The sequence below is a fragment of the Lactococcus sp. genome (genome assembly GCF_036648155.1).
GTDB lineage: Bacteria > Bacillota > Bacilli > Lactobacillales > Streptococcaceae > Lactococcus > Lactococcus cremoris.
Genome location: NZ_JAVXIY010000004.1, coordinates 84,270 through 103,469, shown reverse-complemented (window position 1 = coordinate 103,469; position 19,200 = coordinate 84,270). Strand labels below are relative to the sequence as shown.

General features: G+C 35.2%; 19 protein-coding genes. 1 reads left to right on the top strand and 18 read right to left on the bottom strand.

Translation table 11 applies throughout. The features are described from left to right. Positions 1-3: 3 nt before the first annotated feature. The 18 genes from ftsZ to glmU form a co-directional block, all read right to left on the bottom strand. Positions 4-1,257, bottom strand: coding sequence for a cell division protein FtsZ (ftsZ, locus tag RSC39_RS05305; protein WP_332535642.1), 1,254 nt, complete (start codon positions 1,255-1,257; stop codon positions 4-6). Between the two features lie 29 nt (positions 1,258-1,286). Continuing rightward, positions 1,287-2,657 carry a cell division protein FtsA gene (ftsA, locus tag RSC39_RS05300; protein ID WP_063282093.1) on the bottom strand — a complete coding sequence of 457 codons (1,371 nt, stop codon included), beginning with the start codon at positions 2,655-2,657 and terminating at the stop codon, positions 1,287-1,289. Positions 2,658-2,819: 162 nt separating this feature from the next. Beyond that, positions 2,820-3,689 carry a DegV family protein gene (locus RSC39_RS05295; protein ID WP_063282092.1) on the bottom strand — a complete coding sequence of 290 codons (870 nt, stop codon included), beginning with the start codon at positions 3,687-3,689 and terminating at the stop codon, positions 2,820-2,822. 114 nt (positions 3,690-3,803) lie between these two features. Then, positions 3,804-4,532 (bottom strand): 23S rRNA (guanosine(2251)-2'-O)-methyltransferase RlmB, encoded by a 729-nt coding sequence (gene rlmB, locus RSC39_RS05290; protein ID WP_011835777.1) that lies wholly within the window; start codon positions 4,530-4,532, stop codon positions 3,804-3,806. A 163-nt stretch (positions 4,533-4,695) separates the two neighbouring features. Continuing rightward, positions 4,696-5,796, bottom strand: coding sequence for an FAD-dependent oxidoreductase (locus tag RSC39_RS05285; RefSeq protein WP_332535639.1), 1,101 nt, complete (start codon positions 5,794-5,796; stop codon positions 4,696-4,698). A 137-nt stretch (positions 5,797-5,933) separates the two neighbouring features. Continuing rightward, positions 5,934-6,779, bottom strand: coding sequence for an aldo/keto reductase (locus tag RSC39_RS05280; protein ID WP_332535637.1), 846 nt, complete (start codon positions 6,777-6,779; stop codon positions 5,934-5,936). An 11-nt stretch (positions 6,780-6,790) separates the two neighbouring features. Further along, positions 6,791-8,116: an MFS transporter gene (locus RSC39_RS05275; RefSeq protein WP_332535635.1), complete on the bottom strand. Its 1,326-nt coding sequence runs from the start codon at positions 8,114-8,116 to the stop codon at positions 6,791-6,793. A gap of 114 nt (positions 8,117-8,230) precedes the next feature. Then, positions 8,231-9,109 carry a LysR family transcriptional regulator gene (locus tag RSC39_RS05270; RefSeq protein ID WP_332535633.1) on the bottom strand — a complete coding sequence of 293 codons (879 nt, stop codon included), beginning with the start codon at positions 9,107-9,109 and terminating at the stop codon, positions 8,231-8,233. Between the two features lie 15 nt (positions 9,110-9,124). Continuing rightward, positions 9,125-9,529, bottom strand: a complete 405-nt coding sequence (locus tag RSC39_RS05265) for a MerR family transcriptional regulator (protein ID WP_063282087.1) — start codon at positions 9,527-9,529, stop codon at positions 9,125-9,127. 79 nt (positions 9,530-9,608) lie between these two features. Then, positions 9,609-10,919: an aminopeptidase C gene (gene pepC, locus RSC39_RS05260; protein ID WP_063282086.1), complete on the bottom strand. Its 1,311-nt coding sequence runs from the start codon at positions 10,917-10,919 to the stop codon at positions 9,609-9,611. 308 nt (positions 10,920-11,227) lie between these two features. Beyond that, positions 11,228-11,938: a hypothetical protein gene (locus RSC39_RS05255; protein WP_332535628.1), complete on the bottom strand. Its 711-nt coding sequence runs from the start codon at positions 11,936-11,938 to the stop codon at positions 11,228-11,230. Positions 11,939-11,953: 15 nt separating this feature from the next. Continuing rightward, positions 11,954-12,694, bottom strand: coding sequence for a hypothetical protein (locus RSC39_RS05250; protein ID WP_063282084.1), 741 nt, complete (start codon positions 12,692-12,694; stop codon positions 11,954-11,956). 1,035 nt (positions 12,695-13,729) lie between these two features. Beyond that, the gene (locus tag RSC39_RS05245; RefSeq protein ID WP_332535624.1) at positions 13,730-14,404 is read right to left on the bottom strand and encodes an HD domain-containing protein; all 675 of its coding nucleotides are present in this window, start codon (positions 14,402-14,404) and stop codon (positions 13,730-13,732) included. 19 nt (positions 14,405-14,423) lie between these two features. Beyond that, complete coding sequence (locus RSC39_RS05240; RefSeq protein WP_063282082.1) at positions 14,424-14,927, bottom strand: hypothetical protein; 504 nt, start codon at positions 14,925-14,927, stop codon at positions 14,424-14,426. A gap of 135 nt (positions 14,928-15,062) precedes the next feature. After that, complete coding sequence (locus tag RSC39_RS05235) at positions 15,063-15,743, bottom strand: 5'-methylthioadenosine/adenosylhomocysteine nucleosidase (RefSeq protein ID WP_063282081.1); 681 nt, start codon at positions 15,741-15,743, stop codon at positions 15,063-15,065. A gap of 27 nt (positions 15,744-15,770) precedes the next feature. After that, entirely contained in the window at positions 15,771-16,049 is a 279-nt protein-coding gene (gene macP, locus RSC39_RS05230; protein ID WP_011676893.1) for a cell wall synthase accessory phosphoprotein MacP, read from the bottom strand. Then, the gene (locus RSC39_RS05225) at positions 16,042-16,626 is read right to left on the bottom strand and encodes an NUDIX hydrolase (protein WP_332535621.1); all 585 of its coding nucleotides are present in this window, start codon (positions 16,624-16,626) and stop codon (positions 16,042-16,044) included. The genes macP and RSC39_RS05225 overlap by 8 nt, the downstream gene beginning before the upstream one ends. 100 nt (positions 16,627-16,726) lie before the next feature. After that, a complete protein-coding gene (glmU, locus tag RSC39_RS05220; protein ID WP_043735746.1) occupies positions 16,727-18,103 on the bottom strand; it encodes a bifunctional UDP-N-acetylglucosamine diphosphorylase/glucosamine-1-phosphate N-acetyltransferase GlmU in 1,377 nt (458 codons plus the stop codon). Between the two features lie 223 nt (positions 18,104-18,326). Here glmU and proC point away from each other — a divergent pair, with 223 nt between their 5' ends. Further along, a complete protein-coding gene (gene proC, locus RSC39_RS05215) occupies positions 18,327-19,118 on the top strand; it encodes a pyrroline-5-carboxylate reductase (protein WP_332535617.1) in 792 nt (263 codons plus the stop codon). The last annotated feature ends 82 nt before the right edge of the window (positions 19,119-19,200 follow it).

The following is a 19,200-nucleotide window of genomic DNA, read 5'->3' as shown; positions in this document are numbered from 1 at the left end:
AGATTAATTTTTACGGAAGAATGGTGGTGTATCAAGGTCTTCGTCTGTAGTTGGTACTCCACCAAAGCTTGTTACTGAAGATGTATCGCGTGTATTACTTACGTTTTGACGTGTTGAATTTTCACGGCGAATATCCCAATCTCCAAATGCCGAGGATTGATTTTGTCCTTGCTGAGTCGCTTGCGGTTGTTGTTGACTTTGCATTGGACGACTTATTTGACCTTGTTGCATATTAGAATTATGTGTCAAATTAGGTTGACGACGTGATTCTGGTTGCAAGCCCAAAGCTTCATCTGCATCTTCTTTAGCAACACCAGTTGCAACAACTGTTACACGGATTTCATCTTTGAGGTTAGGATCAATTGCTGTACCTAACATAATATTAACATCATTACCAGCTGCTTGGATAACAATTTCTGAAGCATCTTGTGCTTCAATCAAACTCATATCCATTCCACCTGTCACATTCAAAAGAACATTTTCAGCTCCTTCAATTGTAGTTTCAAGAAGTGGTGAGTAGATCGCTTTGCGAGTTGCTTCGATAACGCGTTCTTCACCAGTTGCAACTCCGATACCCATAAGAGCATCACCTTTATTTTCCATGACTGTTTTAACATCGGCAAAGTCAAGGTTAATCATTCCTGGGTTAGTAATCAAATCAGTAACCCCTTGAACACCTTGGCGCAAAACATTATCAGCTTCACGTAATGCTTCAGTCAATGGAGTTTTCTTATCAACAATTTCAAGCAAGTTGTTGTTTGAGATGATAAGAAGCGTATCAACATTTGCACGAAGTGCTTCGATTCCTTCTGTTGCAAAATATGAACGTTTTGAGCCTTCGAAACCGAAAGGACGAGTAACAACACCGACAGTCAAAGCACCAAGTTCTTTAGCGATTTGAGCAATAACTGGTGCAGCACCCGTACCAGTTCCACCACCCATACCAGCAGTGATGAAAATCATATCTGATCCTTCAAGGGCTTGTGAAACAGTTTCAGCTGATTCTTCAGCTGCACGTTTACCCACTTCAGGTTGTGCGCCAGCACCCAAACCACGAGTCAATTTTGGGCCAAGTTGAATTACTGTATCTGCTTTTGAACTACGTAAAGCTTGTACATCAGTGTTTGCAGCGATAAATTCAACGCCAGAAACACCTTCTTCAATCATACGGTTGATGGCATTACCACCACCACCACCAACACCGATAACTTTAATTACAGCACCAGAAGTTAAGTCTGTATCAAATGAAAATTCCATGTTTTTATTTCTCCGTTTTTACTTTCAGATTAGTCAAAGAGGTTGCCAAAGAAACTTTTGGCGCGGTCAACAAGACCTTCTTTTTCTTCTTCGGGCTCAGTTACTTTTTGAGTTGCAACTGGACGCGATTGAGGTTCAGTGTAGAAATCATTTTCTACGTCGGCTACTGTTGTCACTTGTGGTGCAATTGTTTGAACAGGAGCAACGTAAGTTTCTTCAGCTGCCGTATAGGCATAATCGCCAGAAAAAGCTTGTGATACTAAAACATCAATATCACTGCGACTTCCGATATAATTAACCACACTAATGACTTGAGCGAAAGCAGGATTGCGCAAGCCCATTTCTCCAGGAACGTAAAGCCGAGCATTCATTCCCAAGATTTTTGTTGCTAAATCAACAACACCTGGCATAGCAGCTGTCCCACCGACTAAAATCAGTCCTCCAGGAGTTTCTGATATGTGTCCGTGTTCCAAATCTTGACGTACGCGATTAAAGACTTGAGTCATTCGCGCTTCAATGATTTGTGAGAGGTAGTATTCTGTGATTTGTTCTGGTTCATCTTTACCAACAACATCCACAAGGAAATACTCATCTTGACTCGCACGTTCAGTACTTGCTTCACCATAGTTAACTTTCAAGTCTTCCGCTGCCGAAACAGAGGTATTTAAGACAGTTGAAATGTCTTTAGTCACATAGTCGCCGCCTTCAGGGCTTGTATGTGTAAATTTCAAAGATTGATCTTTTACAATGCTAACTGTTGTTTGTCCAGCACCTAAATCAACCATGATTGTTCCAAATTCGCGTTCACCTTCTGTGAGCACATATTGTGCCATTGCAAGAGGAGCAATAACAATATTGTCAACAAGCAATCCAGCACGTTCAACAACTTTACGAACATTATGAACAAGAGTTTTAGGACCGGTGTAAACAACCCCACGAATTTCAAGTCGAACACCAAACATTCCACGGGGATCTGATATGCCTGTAAATCCATCGACTGTAAACTCTTTTGTTTCTACAGCAATAATTTCTCTTTCAGGAACAATCCCACGCATTAAAGCGTTTTGAACGACTTGAATCACATCGTTATCTGTAATTTCTTTTGTATCACTAACAATTGGGACCATACCTTGGCATGGTTCCATTTCGAGGGAATTTGCTGGAATGCTCACGTTAATTCGATCAATCGTGATTCCGGCACGTTCTTCAGCAGCATTTACAGCTTTTCGTAATGCTTGTGCTACCTTCTCAATATCTACAATAATTCCATTTTTAAGGCCATCGGATTTTGCGTTTCCGACACCAATTATATTCATTTCACCTGAGACGTATTCAGCAACAAGCACCTTTATTGTGTTTGTCCCGATATCTACGCCTGTATAAAGTCCACTTTTGGCCATAAAAGCGACTCCTTTCCCTCACACATCACGATTCATATTTTTTTTTAATAAATTAGGTAAGTGTACAGATAATTTTATATACAGTTACACTCATTAATTATTTTAACATAAAATCACAGTAAAACAAGAGTTTAGCTGTGATTTTTTCAGTTTTTTATTAAATTATTCTCTACTTTGTCTACTTATTGAAAAAATTGCGATTGTCCCGTCTCCTGTATGGGTTACAATCGTTGGACTGAGTGGGCGAACATCGACATCGCTAATTCCATTTTTTTGCATAGCTTGTTTCTTGATTTCTTGAGCCACCTCATCTGTGCCCGAATAAGAAATAACCAAGCGGGGATAGGCCGTATCCATTTCCTCAAGCGTTTTTTCAAGCATTTGATTTATCGCTTTTTTCTTCCCACGAACTTTGGTCACTTGTCGTAATTTACCTGCAGGATCAACATCAAGTAAGGGTTTGATATTCGCCATTGTTCCAACCAAGGCTACAGCCTTTGGTATCCGACCTCCTCTTGCAAGATGGTTTAAATCGTCAACCATGAAACGACTCTGTAAACGTGGAATGATATCTGACAAAACTGTCAGCGTTTCTGTCAGTGATTTCCCCGCATCTCTAAGTTTGACAGTTTCTTCAACGATGAACCCTTCTCCTGATGCTGCCGCAAGGGTATCAATAACTGTTATTTTTGCGTTAGGAAATTCTTCTAAAATCATATTTTGGGCAATAAGGGCAGACTGATAAGTTCCAGAAAGCCCAGATGAAAAAGCAAGATAAAGGAGTTCTTCCTCAGCCAAGGCATATTTTTTAAACACTTCTAAAAATTGTCCCGAATTGATTTGGGAAGTATGAACCGTCGCGCCTTTTTTAATTGCCGAAAGGAGTGTACTATTATCTAGCGCCTCTTCTCCAATGGTTTCATAGATCTGATTACCAACTGTTACGGTCATTCCTAATATTTCAATATGGTTTTTTTTAAGATAATATTGACTCAAGTCTGATGTTGAGTCGGTCATGATTTGAAAAGTCATGAAAATCCTTTCTTTTTATTACAAATGACAGAAATACTGCTTTATTGAGAGTTTTTTTTAGGATACTATTGCCTATTTGTGATGAAAAATATCCTTTAATTTCGTCAGTAAATCTTAAAGACGATTTCTGAAAACTTCGTACATCAAAATACTGGCTGCTACTGACGCATTAAGGCTTTGCACATGTCCCACCATCGGAATTGTAATCATTTCATCAACTTGCTTTTTGAGGTTCTGACCAATACCGTGTCCCTCATTACCAATAATCAAAGCAATTTTTCCTTTAGTATTCCATTTGTTATAAACCGTACCATCCATATCTGTTCCAAAAATCCAAAATCCAGCACTTTTTAGTTTATCTAAAGTTTGTGACAGATTAGTTACTCGAACTACGGGCACATGTTGTAAGGCACCTGTTGATGCTTTAACTGCTGTCGGTGTAATACCAACTGCGCGATGTTTTGGAATAATAATTGCATCCACACCAGTTGCATCAGCTGTACGCGCAATAGAACCCAAATTGTGAGGGTCTGTCAACTCATCTAAAATTAAAATTGTAGCTTCTGCTTTTTCCGCTAATTCTGGGAGCAATGTTGCTAAATCAGCGTAAGCAAATTCAGAAACCCTTGCCATAAATCCTTGATGGACTCCATTTTCTGTCAGCTTATTTAATTCTGTTTTGGGAGTCCATGAAATATTAACTTTCTTAATTCGTGCGAGTTCTTTTATTTTTTCAACATTTTTTCCGCGCAAATCTTCTTGAACGTAAAGCTTGTTGACAAGGTCTCCATTTAGTGCTTCCGTGACCGCATGCAATCCGTAAATCAAATCTGTATTTTCCATGAAATCATTATATCATTTTTAAAGAAAAAAACCTGTCTCAATTCGTCATTTTATTTGATTATGTAGCCTATAAAAAAATTATGTAAATCAACAAAAGCATCTGTTTTTGACTTTTACATAATTTTTTTAAACAATTTTTTAGTCTTTTTTCTTCTTATTTCTACTATTTTAGATAAGTATTTATATCTTTTTGATAAATTGAATAATCCCATTTTGTTTCCGGATGATTAAAATATTGAGCAAGCAAATAGGCAATGTAGGGACCCGTTGTTAAACCAGATGAGCCTAATGCACTTGCAAAAGCTAGACTGGAAAAAGCTGGATGCGGACCAAAGAAAGGAGAAAAATCTGCCGAATAAGCTCGCGTTCCTACGCGATAGTGGTAAGGAAACTCTATTAACTTACTTTCTGAAAGATAAGGTTTTATCCCTTCTGTCAAATCAAAAAAAGCAGCTTCACTTTCTGATAAATCCCAACCTTTTTCATTTTCATGAGTGGCGCCTATGAGAATTTTTCCTTCTTGAAAGGGAATAATATCTGCTGCTCCTTCTAAAAATAAAACCGGCCAATCTTTAGTATCAAAATCGGTTTTAAAGGAGAGCAATTGTCCTTTTTGAGGCCGAACATCAACATCAATCCCAATTTCGGAAAGGAGTTCTTTTAATGCCGGACCTGGGCAAAGTACTAAATCATCTACAACATCACTTTCTCCTTTATGAACAATCTCCCATTTTTCGTCTGCTTTTAGAATAGTTGCACGCTCCGCAAAAAATTTCACTCCTCTTGCTTGTGCTCGCTTTTTCAAATGTGCTAAATAAGCTTTTCCATCTAATCGTGCGCCTCCCGATAGGTACAAACTTTCAATTGGCTTAAGTAATGGAAATAAGCTGACGGTTTCCTCTTTTGAGAGCACCTTAATCTCGCCCATCTCTGGTGCATTTTTTCTTCTTTCTAAAGCTAACTTCTCTAACTCTTCTAAGTCTGAATTTTTTCGTAAAAATAAGGTCCCACATTTTTCATATACTTCATCAGTTAATTCAAAATCAGTTTTTAATTTTTCAAAAAATGCTGCACCATCTTTAGCTAGTTGATACCATTTTTGATTTCTTCTTTTAGAAAGCCATGGTGAAATAATTCCAGCACTCGCTTTAGTGGCTTGATTTTTTTCATCATCAAAAAGACTTATCTCGAATTTATCAGTGTCCAGATAATTCGCTAAGGTCATCCCAATTATTCCACCACCAATGATTGCAATTTTTTTCATCATGACTCCTTTGCTTTTTTAAATAAATAAAAATCAAGACGTATTATGCTTGATTTTGATTTTCTTTTAAATGTTCTAACTCTTTAAAGTATATCATTTTTAAAACTGTCAGTAACTTTCTTTGTTTTAATCTAATATCAATCTTTCAATTTCCATGACAAAAAATTTTGGACTTGTTCATCATAAGTCATTGTAAAATAAGGTTGCTTTTTATCTAACTTACGAATTTCTTTGATTTCAGTACAGGATAATTCAAAATCAAAAATATTGATATTTTCGGCTAAATGTTCGACTCGAGTTGAACGTGGAAAAACTATGATTCCTTCTTGAATATGCCAGCGTAAGATAATCTGAGCCACTGTCTTATTATATTTTTGGGCTATTTTTTTTAAACGACTTTCATCAAGTAGTCTTTGATCGCCATGTCCAAGAGGATACCAACTTTCAATTTTAGTCCCATAAGGTTTGAGAAATTCTTGGAGTTCTTTTTGTTGATGGTAAGGATGTGTTTCTACTTGAAGAACACTTGGTTTAATGTCAGCAAAGTTAAATAAATCAACCAATCTCTCACCATCAAAATTTGAAATTCCAATTGATTTTACTTTTCCTGATTTGACAGCATTTTCCAAAGCAATCCAAGCTTTACGATAATTTCCAACCTGCTGATGAAGTAAAAGCAGGTCAATTTGCTTAAGATTTAATCGTTCAAGCATTCGCTCAATGGCTTGTGAAGCATCATCATAATCAGAAGGCCAGAGTTTACTAGTTATCCAAATTTCAGAAATTGGAATTCCAGATGAATGGATGGCTCGACCAACAGAGCGTTCGTTTTGATAAGCATGGGCGGTATCGATATGACGATATCCCAATCTCAGCGCTTCTTTGACTGCATTTTCAGTTGCTTCTCCTTCAAGAATTTGATAAACTCCCAAGCCAAATTGAGGAAGGATATTTCCATCATTAAGTACGATTTGTGTTTGCATTTTTTCTCCTTTTATTTTTCATTAACTGGGTTCGTGAAAATTAAAACTAAAAATCCTATCAGTAAAAATACTGTGATGAAAGCCATTATCAAATGATAATAAGCACTTAAATCAATGACAGATGAACTAAATAGAACAACGATTGATAAACCTACCGGTCCTCCAAGTTGATGCATCATATTTGTTAAGCCCGACGCAGCACCTGATAATTCTGGGGGAACTCCTGCCACACCGGCCGCTGTAAGTGGGGCAAGTAGCCAGCCTTGCCCAAGACCAATAATCATCATTTGAAAAGCCATTGCATAAAAATATCCCCATTCTGGTTGTGATATAAATGACAAAAACATTCCTGTCAGTAAAATCACTTGTCCTAAAATCATGACTTTACTATTTCCCAAAGCTTTTGTTAATTTAGGCAAAAATAGAGCAGCAATAAAATTAACAAGTGTTAAAGGCAGAAAAGCAAGCCCTGACTCTAATGGTGAAAAGTGATACATTTTTTGCATAATTTGTGGAAGAATAAACCAGTAAGTCAACATGGCCATCATAAAAGTAAAACGAGCAATGTAAGAACCTGTTCGATTTCGATTCTTAAATAGCTCTAAAGGTATGAGAGCATAAGTAATTCTTTTTTCCCATAAAAGAAAAACCAAAATCAAAATTAAAGAAGCAACTATAATTAATAAATTACTTATGGTAATTCCGTAAACAAACAGAACTGAAATAATGACCGATAATAAACTTCCAAGAAAATCAATTTTACTTGGCTTGATTTCATTTTGTTGAACTTTCGCAAGCGTTAAAACAATTAGTAATAAACTAAAAGGAACATTCAATAAAAAGCCGACACGCCATGAAATTGCCGAGGTAAGCCAACCGCCTAGAATTAAACCAAAACTTGAACCAATACCCGCGGTTGCTCCATAGTAAGAGATGGCCTTCATTCGCAAATTTCCCTGATAGCTATCCATCAGTAAAGCCAAGCTCGTTGGCGCAATGACGGCTGAGCCAATTCCTTGAACTTCTCTTGCTATAATCATCATTTCTGTTGACGTAGATAAACCAACCGCTAAACTTGATAGTCCAAAAATAAAAAGGCCAGAGACAAAAATTATTTTCCGACCCATTAAATCTCCTAAACGCCCTGCCAACAAAAGAAAACCTCCAAATGTAATGGTATAGGCATTTGAAACCCAAGAAAGGCTTGCTTCGTTCATATTTAAATCCTGAGATATTTTTACAGTACTTGTGAAAATTATCGAATTATCCATCAAAATTAAAAAATAGGAAAATAAGATAATAAAGAGGACTAAGCCAAAAGTTTTTTTATTTTTCATGAATTTATTTTAAAACAAAAATCAACTGATGAAAAATGCTTATTTTAGTATTAATTATGCTTATAAAGCATATTAAAAAATAAAAAATTTACTGACAGATTGGTCAGTAAATTTTTAATCATTTTCTTGTAAGTATTGTTTGATAAATGCTCTAGTGACTGGTGTCAAAGGAATATTTTTCTTCCAAGCAAGAACGCTATATGTCTTCACTTCTGGACTTAAGGGAATCGCTTTTAAATCTGGATAATTTCTAATGAGTGCACCTTCTGTAACGACTGCCTCACCAATTCCTGCACGAGCAATCTCAAAAAGATGAAATCCAAGATTGAAGCCCCCAATAATATTTAAATCACTCACTTGGCAGTCCGCCCAATCAGCTATATACTGACGAACTTCTGGTCGTTCTGAAATCAAAATTCGTTGTTTTTTAAATACTTCTGGACTTACTTCATCTAATTCTGCAAGTTCTGAATCGGATTGTGTAAGCATCATCCAACGCTCAGGAAAACCAATTTTTTCTACATTATATTTTTCTGTAGATGTTGGCTCTAACAAAAATCCGACATCCACAAGTCCATTATCAATCTTCCATTTGATGTCATCTGCATTTCCTGACAAGATTGTAAAAGTGATGGCAGGATACTTATTTGTGAGTGTTTGAAGTGTTTTAGCAATGCTGGAACTTGTCCACCCTTCTAAGGCTCCAATTGTCAAATGTCCTGATAATTCCGCATTTTTCCGGTCTTCAAAAACTTGGACTGTTTTACTGGTCAGCTGTAAAATCTCTTCAGCTTTGATTTTAAGAAATTGACCATCTTCAGTCAAGATAAGCTTTTTCCCATCACGCATAAAAAGCTGAGTCTCTAATTCTCGTTCAAGTTCTTTAATTTGTCTTGATAATGTTGGCTGTGTAATATATAACTGCTCAGCAGCTTTGGATACCGTCCCAGCAGTGGCAACTGTCCAAAAATACTTTAATAATCGAAGTTCCATTTATCCTTATCCTCTTCAAATTTTTATTGCTTCTGTTGAACTTTGATTCAAATTCATTTCGCTTGGAAGCATGACTTCATCATAATTTTCAATTTTGAATGTTAAATAATCTAAAGCAGATTGTTTTTCAATAATTTCTGCTCTCAATTGTTCAACCTGACTCTTCAGAATTTCAATTCTTTCTTCTTTAGTGTTAGGATTTCCTTCAGTTACCAATGCCATATAACGTGTCAAGGGTTCTACTTGCACTCCTGCATCTCTCATATGTTTAACGAATTTTAATGTTCTAATATTCGCTTCTGAAAAATTTCGTATTCCAGACTCTGTCCGTGCAATTTTAGGAATTAGCCCAATTCTTTCATAATATCTGATATTATCTGTTTTTATTCCTGATAAATCGGCGGCCTTTTTTATATTCATTCTTTTATTTTAACACTTGAAGTGAACTTTAAGTCAATAAAAAAACATTTAACAAAAGTTAAATGTTTCAATTTATAAATTAAGCTAAGGCTCCCATTGGATCCCATGGAAGCAGAACTTGAGGTTTTGCTTCATAAGCAGCTAATTCTTCTTCGCTTAAAAGGTCTTTGCGGACAACAATTTGATAAGTATATTCGTCCATCCATTCATCAGAAGCAACGAAATATCCTTTTTGACCGGCATCTTTACCCCAAGAATTTTCAACTTTCCATTTAGTTGAATTCCCGTCAGCATCTAAATCAACACCCGCTAAAACCATGGCATGAGTCATCAGTGATTCGCCATAGTCAAGACGTCCAGCCTTACTTTGTGTGAATTCAATATCCAATGAAGATTTAAAATCATAAGAATCCATTGTCAAAAGTCCTGCTGAACGGTTTGATTCTTGACCAACATCACAACCAAACCAGACCGTTTCGCCCGCTTGCATTTGGGCAATAGCCAATTTTTTGAAACGGTCCATTTCAACGTTCAAGTGTTTAACATCTTTACCACCGACTACATTACCAAGAAATTCAACGGTATAGCTTTTGTTATAAGGTTTGTCAGCAGTTGGAGCATTAATGACCGAAACATAATTATTCAAATAAATCCCAACATATTCATTATAGAACTCTTTGGGTGTTCCAACAAATTTTTGGTATTCATTATCTTTGTTACGGAAAGCAAATTCAAAATTTTGTGGTGGCAACCCCAATGTTACGGCAAGGAAATTAAAAACTTCTTGTAAAAGTTCTTCTTTGACCGCTTGAACATCACCGTCTTGCTCAATTGTATAACGTAAGATTTCAGCATCTTGACGGAGCAATTTGTTCAAGTATTGATTCAATTCACGTGAGCTACTTGAAGCTTGTGATTCAGGATAAACAGCTTTTGGAACAATTCCATATTTGTCAAAAATAGCAACCATCATATCCCATTGACCACCATCTTGTTGTGGCGTTTGCAAAAGGAATTTCAAACGACGGTCATCCATCGCAACATCTCCGATAATTTGTTCCATAAACCAGTTTGATTTTTCATATTTATCCCAGAAGAAAGTATAAGCTTGTGAAAACTCAAAATCTTCTGTTTTAAATTCATTAATAAATTTATGACGGAAAGTGTTCAAAGCAGCAAACATCCAGCAACGTCCAGATTGTTTTTGATTCGTTACAGGGTCTTTTGTCAAGTCAAGTGAAAACTCAGGCAAATTCGCTGCATGTGAACCACGCACTTCGAGTGATGAAAGCAAACCATTTTTAGTCACGGCATTTTCCACCGCACGCAATTTTGTGTTTTCAGCAAAATTTTCGTAGAGTTTTTGTGTGAAATCTGATGTTACTGTCATAATACCTCCCAATAGATCGACACTCTTGACGAGAGTGTCGAGCAAATACTCATCCTTAGTTTTGAATGATGATATTTTTTTATTATATCACATTGCATCAATATGTTTCAATAGGTAGAACAATCAGAAAAAACGAAAATTTTCTTAATTTAAAAACTTACTAAAATTAGTAAACTTCTTCTCATAATTTGTTGTCTATGTCTCTGAATAGCAGTAATATAACAAAGAGGCACTTCAAAATAATATTTGAAGTGCCCCACTTTTTAATTCTCAATCAAATCTAATTTGATAAAAAGAATAATTTGATTTTACTTAACTGCTTCACCATCATCAGTATATCCAATTGTCATACCATCAGGGATAACATTGAAATGGTCTTCAGAGGTTACGGCACCTTTAAACTTATATGAACCATTTTTAGCATTTGGAATAATTTGAGTGTAATCATAGTCAGAACCCAAAGCTAAATCATCTAAAATTTTGCCAAAATCAATTTGGACCTTAATGTTAGTCACTTGATTAGTCGAAATCAAAGCCGTTTTTGGCAAAGTAAAATTAATTTGTCCTTTGTGACTTGTATCAATATTTGATACACTGAAGTTTGTATAATCCGTTTTCCCAGGTAATTTATAAGACGCTGTGATAGCATTTTTCAAAACAGTCTCATTATTTTTCCCTGAAATTAGTTTAAATTCTGAAGGAAGCTTCAAGTTGAAATATCTATCCGTTTCTTCATCCAAATCAATTAAACTTTTCGAACTATAATCAAATACTACTTTTCCTGTACCAAAGTTAAAATCACCATTATTAAAAGAATAATTATATTGACTAAGATTAATTGGAGAATCAAATTCTCCTTGATCTAAGACAATATTCTCAGGATTTTCTCCATTAATATCAGTACTATTATTCACGGATTGATAAGTGATAGATTCCGCAAAGACACTAGTGATAGGTGTTGACATGCCAATGATTCCTAATGCTAGAATTGAACTAGCCACTAAAGTATTTTTCTTCATGTCACTCCTCCTTTTTTATGGATTTGAAGGAACTGTTCCATTACCATTATAAAGAGTAGCTTCAATTCCATTAGTTATTCCTTCGGCCGCAGTATCAGGCCAAAGTTGGATACATTCATTATCAGTTAATACTCCGCGGAAAATATATCCTCCTGCTTTTGAATCTTGAATAATTGATTTATAGTCAAAACCTGCTGGTACTTTAAGCCCATCTAAGATTTTACCATAATCAATTGTGATTCTAATTTTAGTTGTTGACCCTAAATTAACGAGACAAGTTGGTGATAAACGGAAATCAATTTGTCCAGCATAGGCAGTGTTAATATCTTCTGGTTCGAAATCAGTGTAATCAGTTGCGCCTGGAAGTTTGTAAGAAGCAGTAATAGCATTTCTTAGGTTAAGTCCACCATTCATCGTTGAAATAGCATCAAACTCTTTTGGAAGTTTCAAATTAAAGTGTTTTGTCATTCCAAGTCCAAATGAAACAAGTGCCTTAGAATCATAATTAATTGTTACTTCACCTGTTTGGAAACCCATACCCAATCCATTTAACTCATGATCGTATGCGCTTAAATTAATTGGTGATTCAAACTTTCCAGTATCAGCGATTGTAATTCCAGCGTTACTTCGTGCTGAAATTCCAACGCTTTGAGCGCTAGGCGTCGCAACATCTGCGTGAGCAACTTGACTTCCTGCAGTAAAACCAGCTGTTCCAAGTGCAAGAATAGAGGCAGTTAATAGTGTAATTTTTTTCATTGAGAATACTCTTTCTTTGATAAACTAGTCCATATTCGATAAAACTAGTCTAATGTGTTCTAAAATTTCTGAATGTATTAAATTTTACTTAATTTAACTAAAATCAGAATTCTAGAGGCAAAAATTTATTTTTATTTAATCAAAAGTATTAACTACTTCCGATTAAAAATTATAATGGGTACAATAAACCCGACAGTAAGTTAAAAGAAACTGGTGGGAGAGTTTATTAGGGTAAAAAAGAAAACGGCTACCAATACGGGCTTGCAATCAACCCATCATGTTAAGAATTAACTATTAAAGATGTAAGTTGAGAACTTAATCCCACCTTAAAAGTCTTTATTGATAGCTTTTGAAGTTCTGGGTAATGGGACCAAACCTCTAAAGGCTTAGCATAAAATATATATTTTCGCGAAAATTGTACTCACAACACACTGAGGGAATTGATTTCTAAGAATGAGATGTTCAGCTATCTAACTGATGCCTAAACAACAAGTTAATGTGATTACTTTTATCATTTTAAGAAGATTATCAATATGGCCATTTATTTTCAAAGGCTATTCGTCTTGCTATTTGGTAAGATATTTAGAAAACTGTAATATTTATTTTGTTATAAATACAATATATTTAACAATCAAGGTCAAAAACCTTTATCGCCCAATTTTCAATATCATTTGAACAACACAAAAGAATTTAAAAATCTACCCAGAAATTTCTCTTCTTCCAACTCCCATGAAATATTATAGCATTTTATTAATCTAAACGCAACATAAATTACTTTAATTTGTTTATTTTATCTTTTTCATTTCAAAACAGTACAAAAAGTAACCAAAAGTAATAAATTGTGTGAGATTCATCGGGTTTTTTTCTGAATTTTTTCTTTTTTTAAGTAATAGTCTTTACGATTCATTCATCTATTTTTTTATATTTTTATGAATAATAGGATTATCATCTTAATAAGTATGAATCCAGACATGTTAATATTAAATTTTATACTCGCTCATTTTAGTCATAATTCTATCCCATAAAAAAAATCAGCTAGGAAAGCTGATTTTCTAAATCTTTCTTTGCTTCTAAAAGCCACGGGTGCGCAACTTTCAAGCCATCATTGATGATGAAGTCTATATAATAAAGTGCTGCACTTTGCAAATTTACTGACAGAGCTGTCAGTAATCCTTCTTTGAATGGTGCATTATCCCCACCATCCCAAGAAATTTTGTCAGCAAGAAAAACAGTCAAATCTAACTCTGTAAAATTTTCCTCCAGTGTTGTGTGGCACTCAATCGCTGACAAGATATTTTCGTCAGTAATTTTAAAATGCTCACGCGCCAGATATTTAGAAAGTTTTTGATGAATAATCAAAGGAAATTCACGCTCTTCTGTCAGTAATTCTATACCAAATAATTCTGCTTTTTCTACTCGCTGATGATTTGGATAAACCCCACCAATATCATGTAGAAGTCCAGCAACAAAAGCTTGACTCTTACTGATAGACTGGTTAATCTCTTTTTGTTGCCCTCCATCAGTAAAAATTAGCTTCAAATTTTCGTCAGTATTTTTTGCAATTAATTTTTCTTTTTGAATGATCACACTTTTCTTTGAATAATCAATTACCAGTTGTTCAGCTGTCTTTGCCACGGCTAAACAATGTTCAAAAAGTTTTTGATTTTGCAGAAAAAGTCTAACTTCTTCTACCAACTGCAGCTCATCCATTTAATTACTCTCTTTAAAATTACTTGTTTTCTGAAAAGATACTATCCAAACCATTTATGAGTGTTTGATTTTTTAATGACTGATTATCAATATCATAGTCCCCGATTATCCAAGAATGCTTTTTCAGGTTTGCGTTTTGGTCCTCAGAAAATTGAGCAAGCATCTTGAATTGTTGGTCTGCTGTCATAAATATAATCACAGCACCAATTCCCTTAGCAAGAGGTTGACTTTTATCCGTTCCATCATTTAACCAATAAGTTTTTGTTTGCATTTTTTTATTGGTCAAATCCTCCTGAAAAGCTTGATTATCAATTTGTTTATAACCTTGACTGGCCAGATAATCTTTCACACTACTCAACTCAAAATAGAGTGCTGGAGCGCTAGATGATGGAATCACCTGCTTAATAGATGCACTTACTTTCGTTTGTCCCGTATGATTTGCTTGATGATGTCCACAGGCTGATAAAATTATTAAACTAAGAATTAATGATAAAGCAATTTTTGTTTTTTGTTGAGCTGACATTTAGTTTCCCCAAATTTTTACCAATTTTATTATTTTCACTTTAATTGACCAGTGAGAATTTGGCACTTTCGTTTGATTTATTACTTTATTACCCCTAATAAACTTTAATCAAATAAAACTCAGCTTTTTTATTAATTATACCATTTCTTCAAGCAAGCGAATCAGACCTTGGGCTGATTTTTTCCCTGCTTCAATGATGAATTTATCAAAATTAACATTGGCATCATGGTCAGCTGTATCCGACATCGCCCGAATAATTACAAAAGGTTTCCCAAGTGCTGTTGCAGCTTGTGCAATAGAAGCCCCTTCCATTTCGACTGCTAAAACATCTGGAAAATGTTCTTTAATTTCAGCAATTTTACTAGAACTACTGATGAAACTGTCAGAACTTGTAATCAACCCAACATGCACATTTTCTAAAACCTTTTTCAATTCAGAAACAAAGTATTTGCTTGATTCAAAGTACAGAGGTTGTTGAGCCATTTGTCCATAGGCATAACCAAAAGCAGTGACATCTACATCATGATAAGCAAGTTTATCAGCAACCACAACATCTCCAATTGCCAATCCTTGAGCAACCGCTCCTGCAGAACCTGTATTGATAATTGCATCAACATCAAAAATGTCAACCAAAAATCCAACTGCCAAAGCTGACATGACTTTACCAATACCAGATTGAACCAAAACTACTTCGTGACGGCCAATTGCACCACTATGAAAAACTAAACCATGACGGGTATGTTTTTCAGCATTTTCCAAATTTTCAACAAGTATGCGAATTTCTTCATCCATCGCACAAATAATTCCTATTTTCATTTTTTTCCTTATTTCTAATTATTTTGTTTAAAAGTAATACAAAAAGAACGCAACCACCAGTAAAACAACAATTAAAGTAACAATGAAAAGCCATTTATTAATTGCTTTCCCTCTTTTTTGAGCTTTAGCGTTTTCAATCCTTCGACTTTTATAAACAGAGTTTTTACTTAATTTTTTTTCAATACTGTCGTATTTCTCAGCAATTTCAGTATCTTCTTCAAGCTCTCTTTGAAGCCTACGTTCAAGATTTTTCTTCTCTTGATTTGCTTGTTCAATTACCTCATCCGTTAAAAGTGGTTTAGGCATTGTCTTCAACCTCCTTTTTAAAGTGTTGCATTTCCCAATACCAAATAGCCATAATTGTTTTTGCATCGGCAATTTGTTCAAGTTCAATCATTCTTTTCGCTTCGCTTAAAGTAACTTCAATTTGTTCCAAAAACTCTCCATCATCAGCGGGTCTTGGATGCTCTACCTTTGTTAGGTCTGACGAGAAGTACACATAAGTTTTTTCTGATGAAAAACCAGGTGTTCCATAAAAAGCTGTGATTTCTGTTAAATTTTCTGCTCGGTAGCCTGTTTCTTCCTCAAGTTCACGAAGCGCAGCGGCCTTGGAGTCTTTTTCTTCTCCTATTTCAAGCTTTCCAGCCGGAATTTCAAAAATAAATTTTTCCAATGCCTTACGATATTGACCAACCAAAATCATTTTATTATCGTGAACGGGTGCAATAGCCGTTCCACCATTATGAAAAACAAGTTCTCGAAAACTTTCTGTTCCTCCTGGCAAACTAACCGTATCCCTCACAACATGAAAAATCTTTCCTTGAAAAATTTCATCTCTAGTCAAAGTTTTTTCTTCAAATTTTTTATCATCAAAATTTAACATTGTACCCTTTCCATGGAATTTACTTTTGAAAAAGTAAAATTTCCCTCTCATCAAATCGAAGGAAAGAGCTTCATGAGAAACTCTTTCTTATTATTTTAAATTATTGTCCACGATAATGTGGCATTTTTTTCGCACGTCCAAGTTTATTCACTTGTTTTCCACGTCCAATTTCAACTGCTTCATCTGGTACATCCTCAGTCACAACAGACCCAGCTGCTGTCAAGGCATTTTTACCAATATGCAAAGGTGCGATTATGGTTGAATTTGAACCAATAAAGGCAAAATCATCAATTTCAGTATTGAATTTATTTTTACCATCAAAGTTAGCCGTAATTGTACCAGCACCAAAGTTCACTTTTTCACCCACTGTTGCATTACCAATGTAAGTCAAATGTCCGGCCTTGGTTCCTTTACCAAGAGTTGAGCCTTTAATTTCAACAAAGTTTCCAACATGAACTTCTTCACTTAAAACAGTTCCTGGGCGTAAATGAGCATAAGGTCCAACATTACTTCCAACACTCATCCGACTTTCTTCAACTGTTGAGTTACGAACCTCACAATTTGAATGAATTTCCGAATTTTCAATGCGGCTGCCATTTGTAATCAAAACATTTTTACCAATAAAAGTGTTCCCCTTAATGGTTACATTTGCTTCAATCACCGTTTCTGCCCCAATTGTTACTTCACTGTCAATATAAGTTGTTGCAGGATCAATCAAGGTCACACCATTAACCATATGTTCATGATTAATACGTTTACGCATTGTCGCTTCAGCTTGTGAAAGAGCCACACGGTCATTCACACCTAAACTTTCATCAAAATCATCAAGAATATGAGCAGCTATCGTTTGACCTGCTTTTTTGAAGATTTCAATAACATCAGTTAAATAATATTCACCTTGCGCATTATCGGTTGTGATTTCCGTCAGTGCTTTAAAGAGCGATTTGTTATCAAAAATATAAGTCCCTGTGTTAATTTCGGTAATTGATTTTTCAAAATCATTGGCGTCTTTTTGCTCAACAATTTTTTCTACTGAACCCTTTTCATCTCGAATAATTCGACCGTATCCTGTTGGATTTGGTGCAATAGCAGTCAAGATTGTTGCTGTTGCTTTTTGGGCAAAATGATAATCAAAAAGTGCTCCTAATGTTTCGCCTGTAATTAAGGGAGTATCGCCAGCGATAACTAAGGTTGCCCCTTCTTCATTAGCCAACAAATCCGCAGCAATACGTACAGCATGTCCTGTTCCTAATTGTTCTACCTGTTTAACAAATTGAGTTCCCTTAGGTAAAGTCGCAATTACACGGTCTGCTTCGTGTCCAACGATGACCACATTTTTGGCAATCTCCACTTCGGATACACTTTTAAGCACATGCGCCAGCATTGATTTTCCAGCTACTTGATGCAACACTTTTGGAAGTGCTGATTTCATGCGTGTTCCTTTACCAGCCGCTAGGACAATAGCGAATTTATTCATAGATTTCTCCTTTATTGTTACAAATAAAATAAAATGTTTACTCAATTATACCATAATCGCTAGGCATTTTCGTTATCTTTTTAATTCAAACACTCATAGTATTTTTCAATTGAGCAAATCTTTTTTTCAAAAAAATAGCTAGATTTAATTTGCGATACTAACATATCGATTTCTCGCTTTAAATTATGATAAAATGGACTGAAAGATAGAAAGGATTTTATTTATGCAAACTATAGGATTTATCGGAGTCGGAAAAATGGCCACAGCCATCATTTCTGGACTTGATAAAAATAAATTTGAAATCATCATTTCTGGTCACAATTTATCCAAGACAAAAAAACAAGCTGAGGAACTTAATGTTAAAGCTTCTGAAAATCATGAAGAACTTGTTCAACAATCAGACTTCATTGTTCTCTCTGTCAAACCACAGGTTCTTCCGTCTGTTTTAAGCCAGCTGATTAATCATTTATCAAAAGATAAAACATTGATATCAATTGCTGCTGGATTAACTTTATCTGACTTAAAACATCTAGCTGATTCAGAAAATCAACCGATTATTCGAGTAATGCCTAATATCAATGCTCAAATTGGTCAATCTACCTCTGCGATTGTCAAAAATGAATTTGTTGATGATTCAGCTTACGAAATAGCCCAAGAAATTTTTAAAGCAGTCGGCTCTATCCACGAGATTGCTGAAAAAGATTTTTCAACTTTTGCAGCAATCGCGGGATCAAGTCCTGCATTTATTTATATGTTTATTGATGCTATGGCTCGCGCCGGTGTACTTCATGGACTTCCTAAAGATCAAGCCACTGCGATTGTTTCTGAAACAGTCAAAGCCTCAGCTGAAATGCTTCTAAAGAGTGGTGAAAATCCTTGGTCTTTAGTTGATAAAGTTTCAAGTCCCGGTGGAACTACTGTAGCAGGTGTAGTAAGCTTAGAACAAAACCATTTTGGTGGAACAGTTATTGACGCAATTTCTGCAACAATCGAAAGAGAAAAATATCTTAAATAAATTTAAAAATCTAAAAAAGAAGAATTTCTTTTTTAGATTTTTAATTTCAAATAATAAAAAAAATGCCAAATGGCATTTTTTT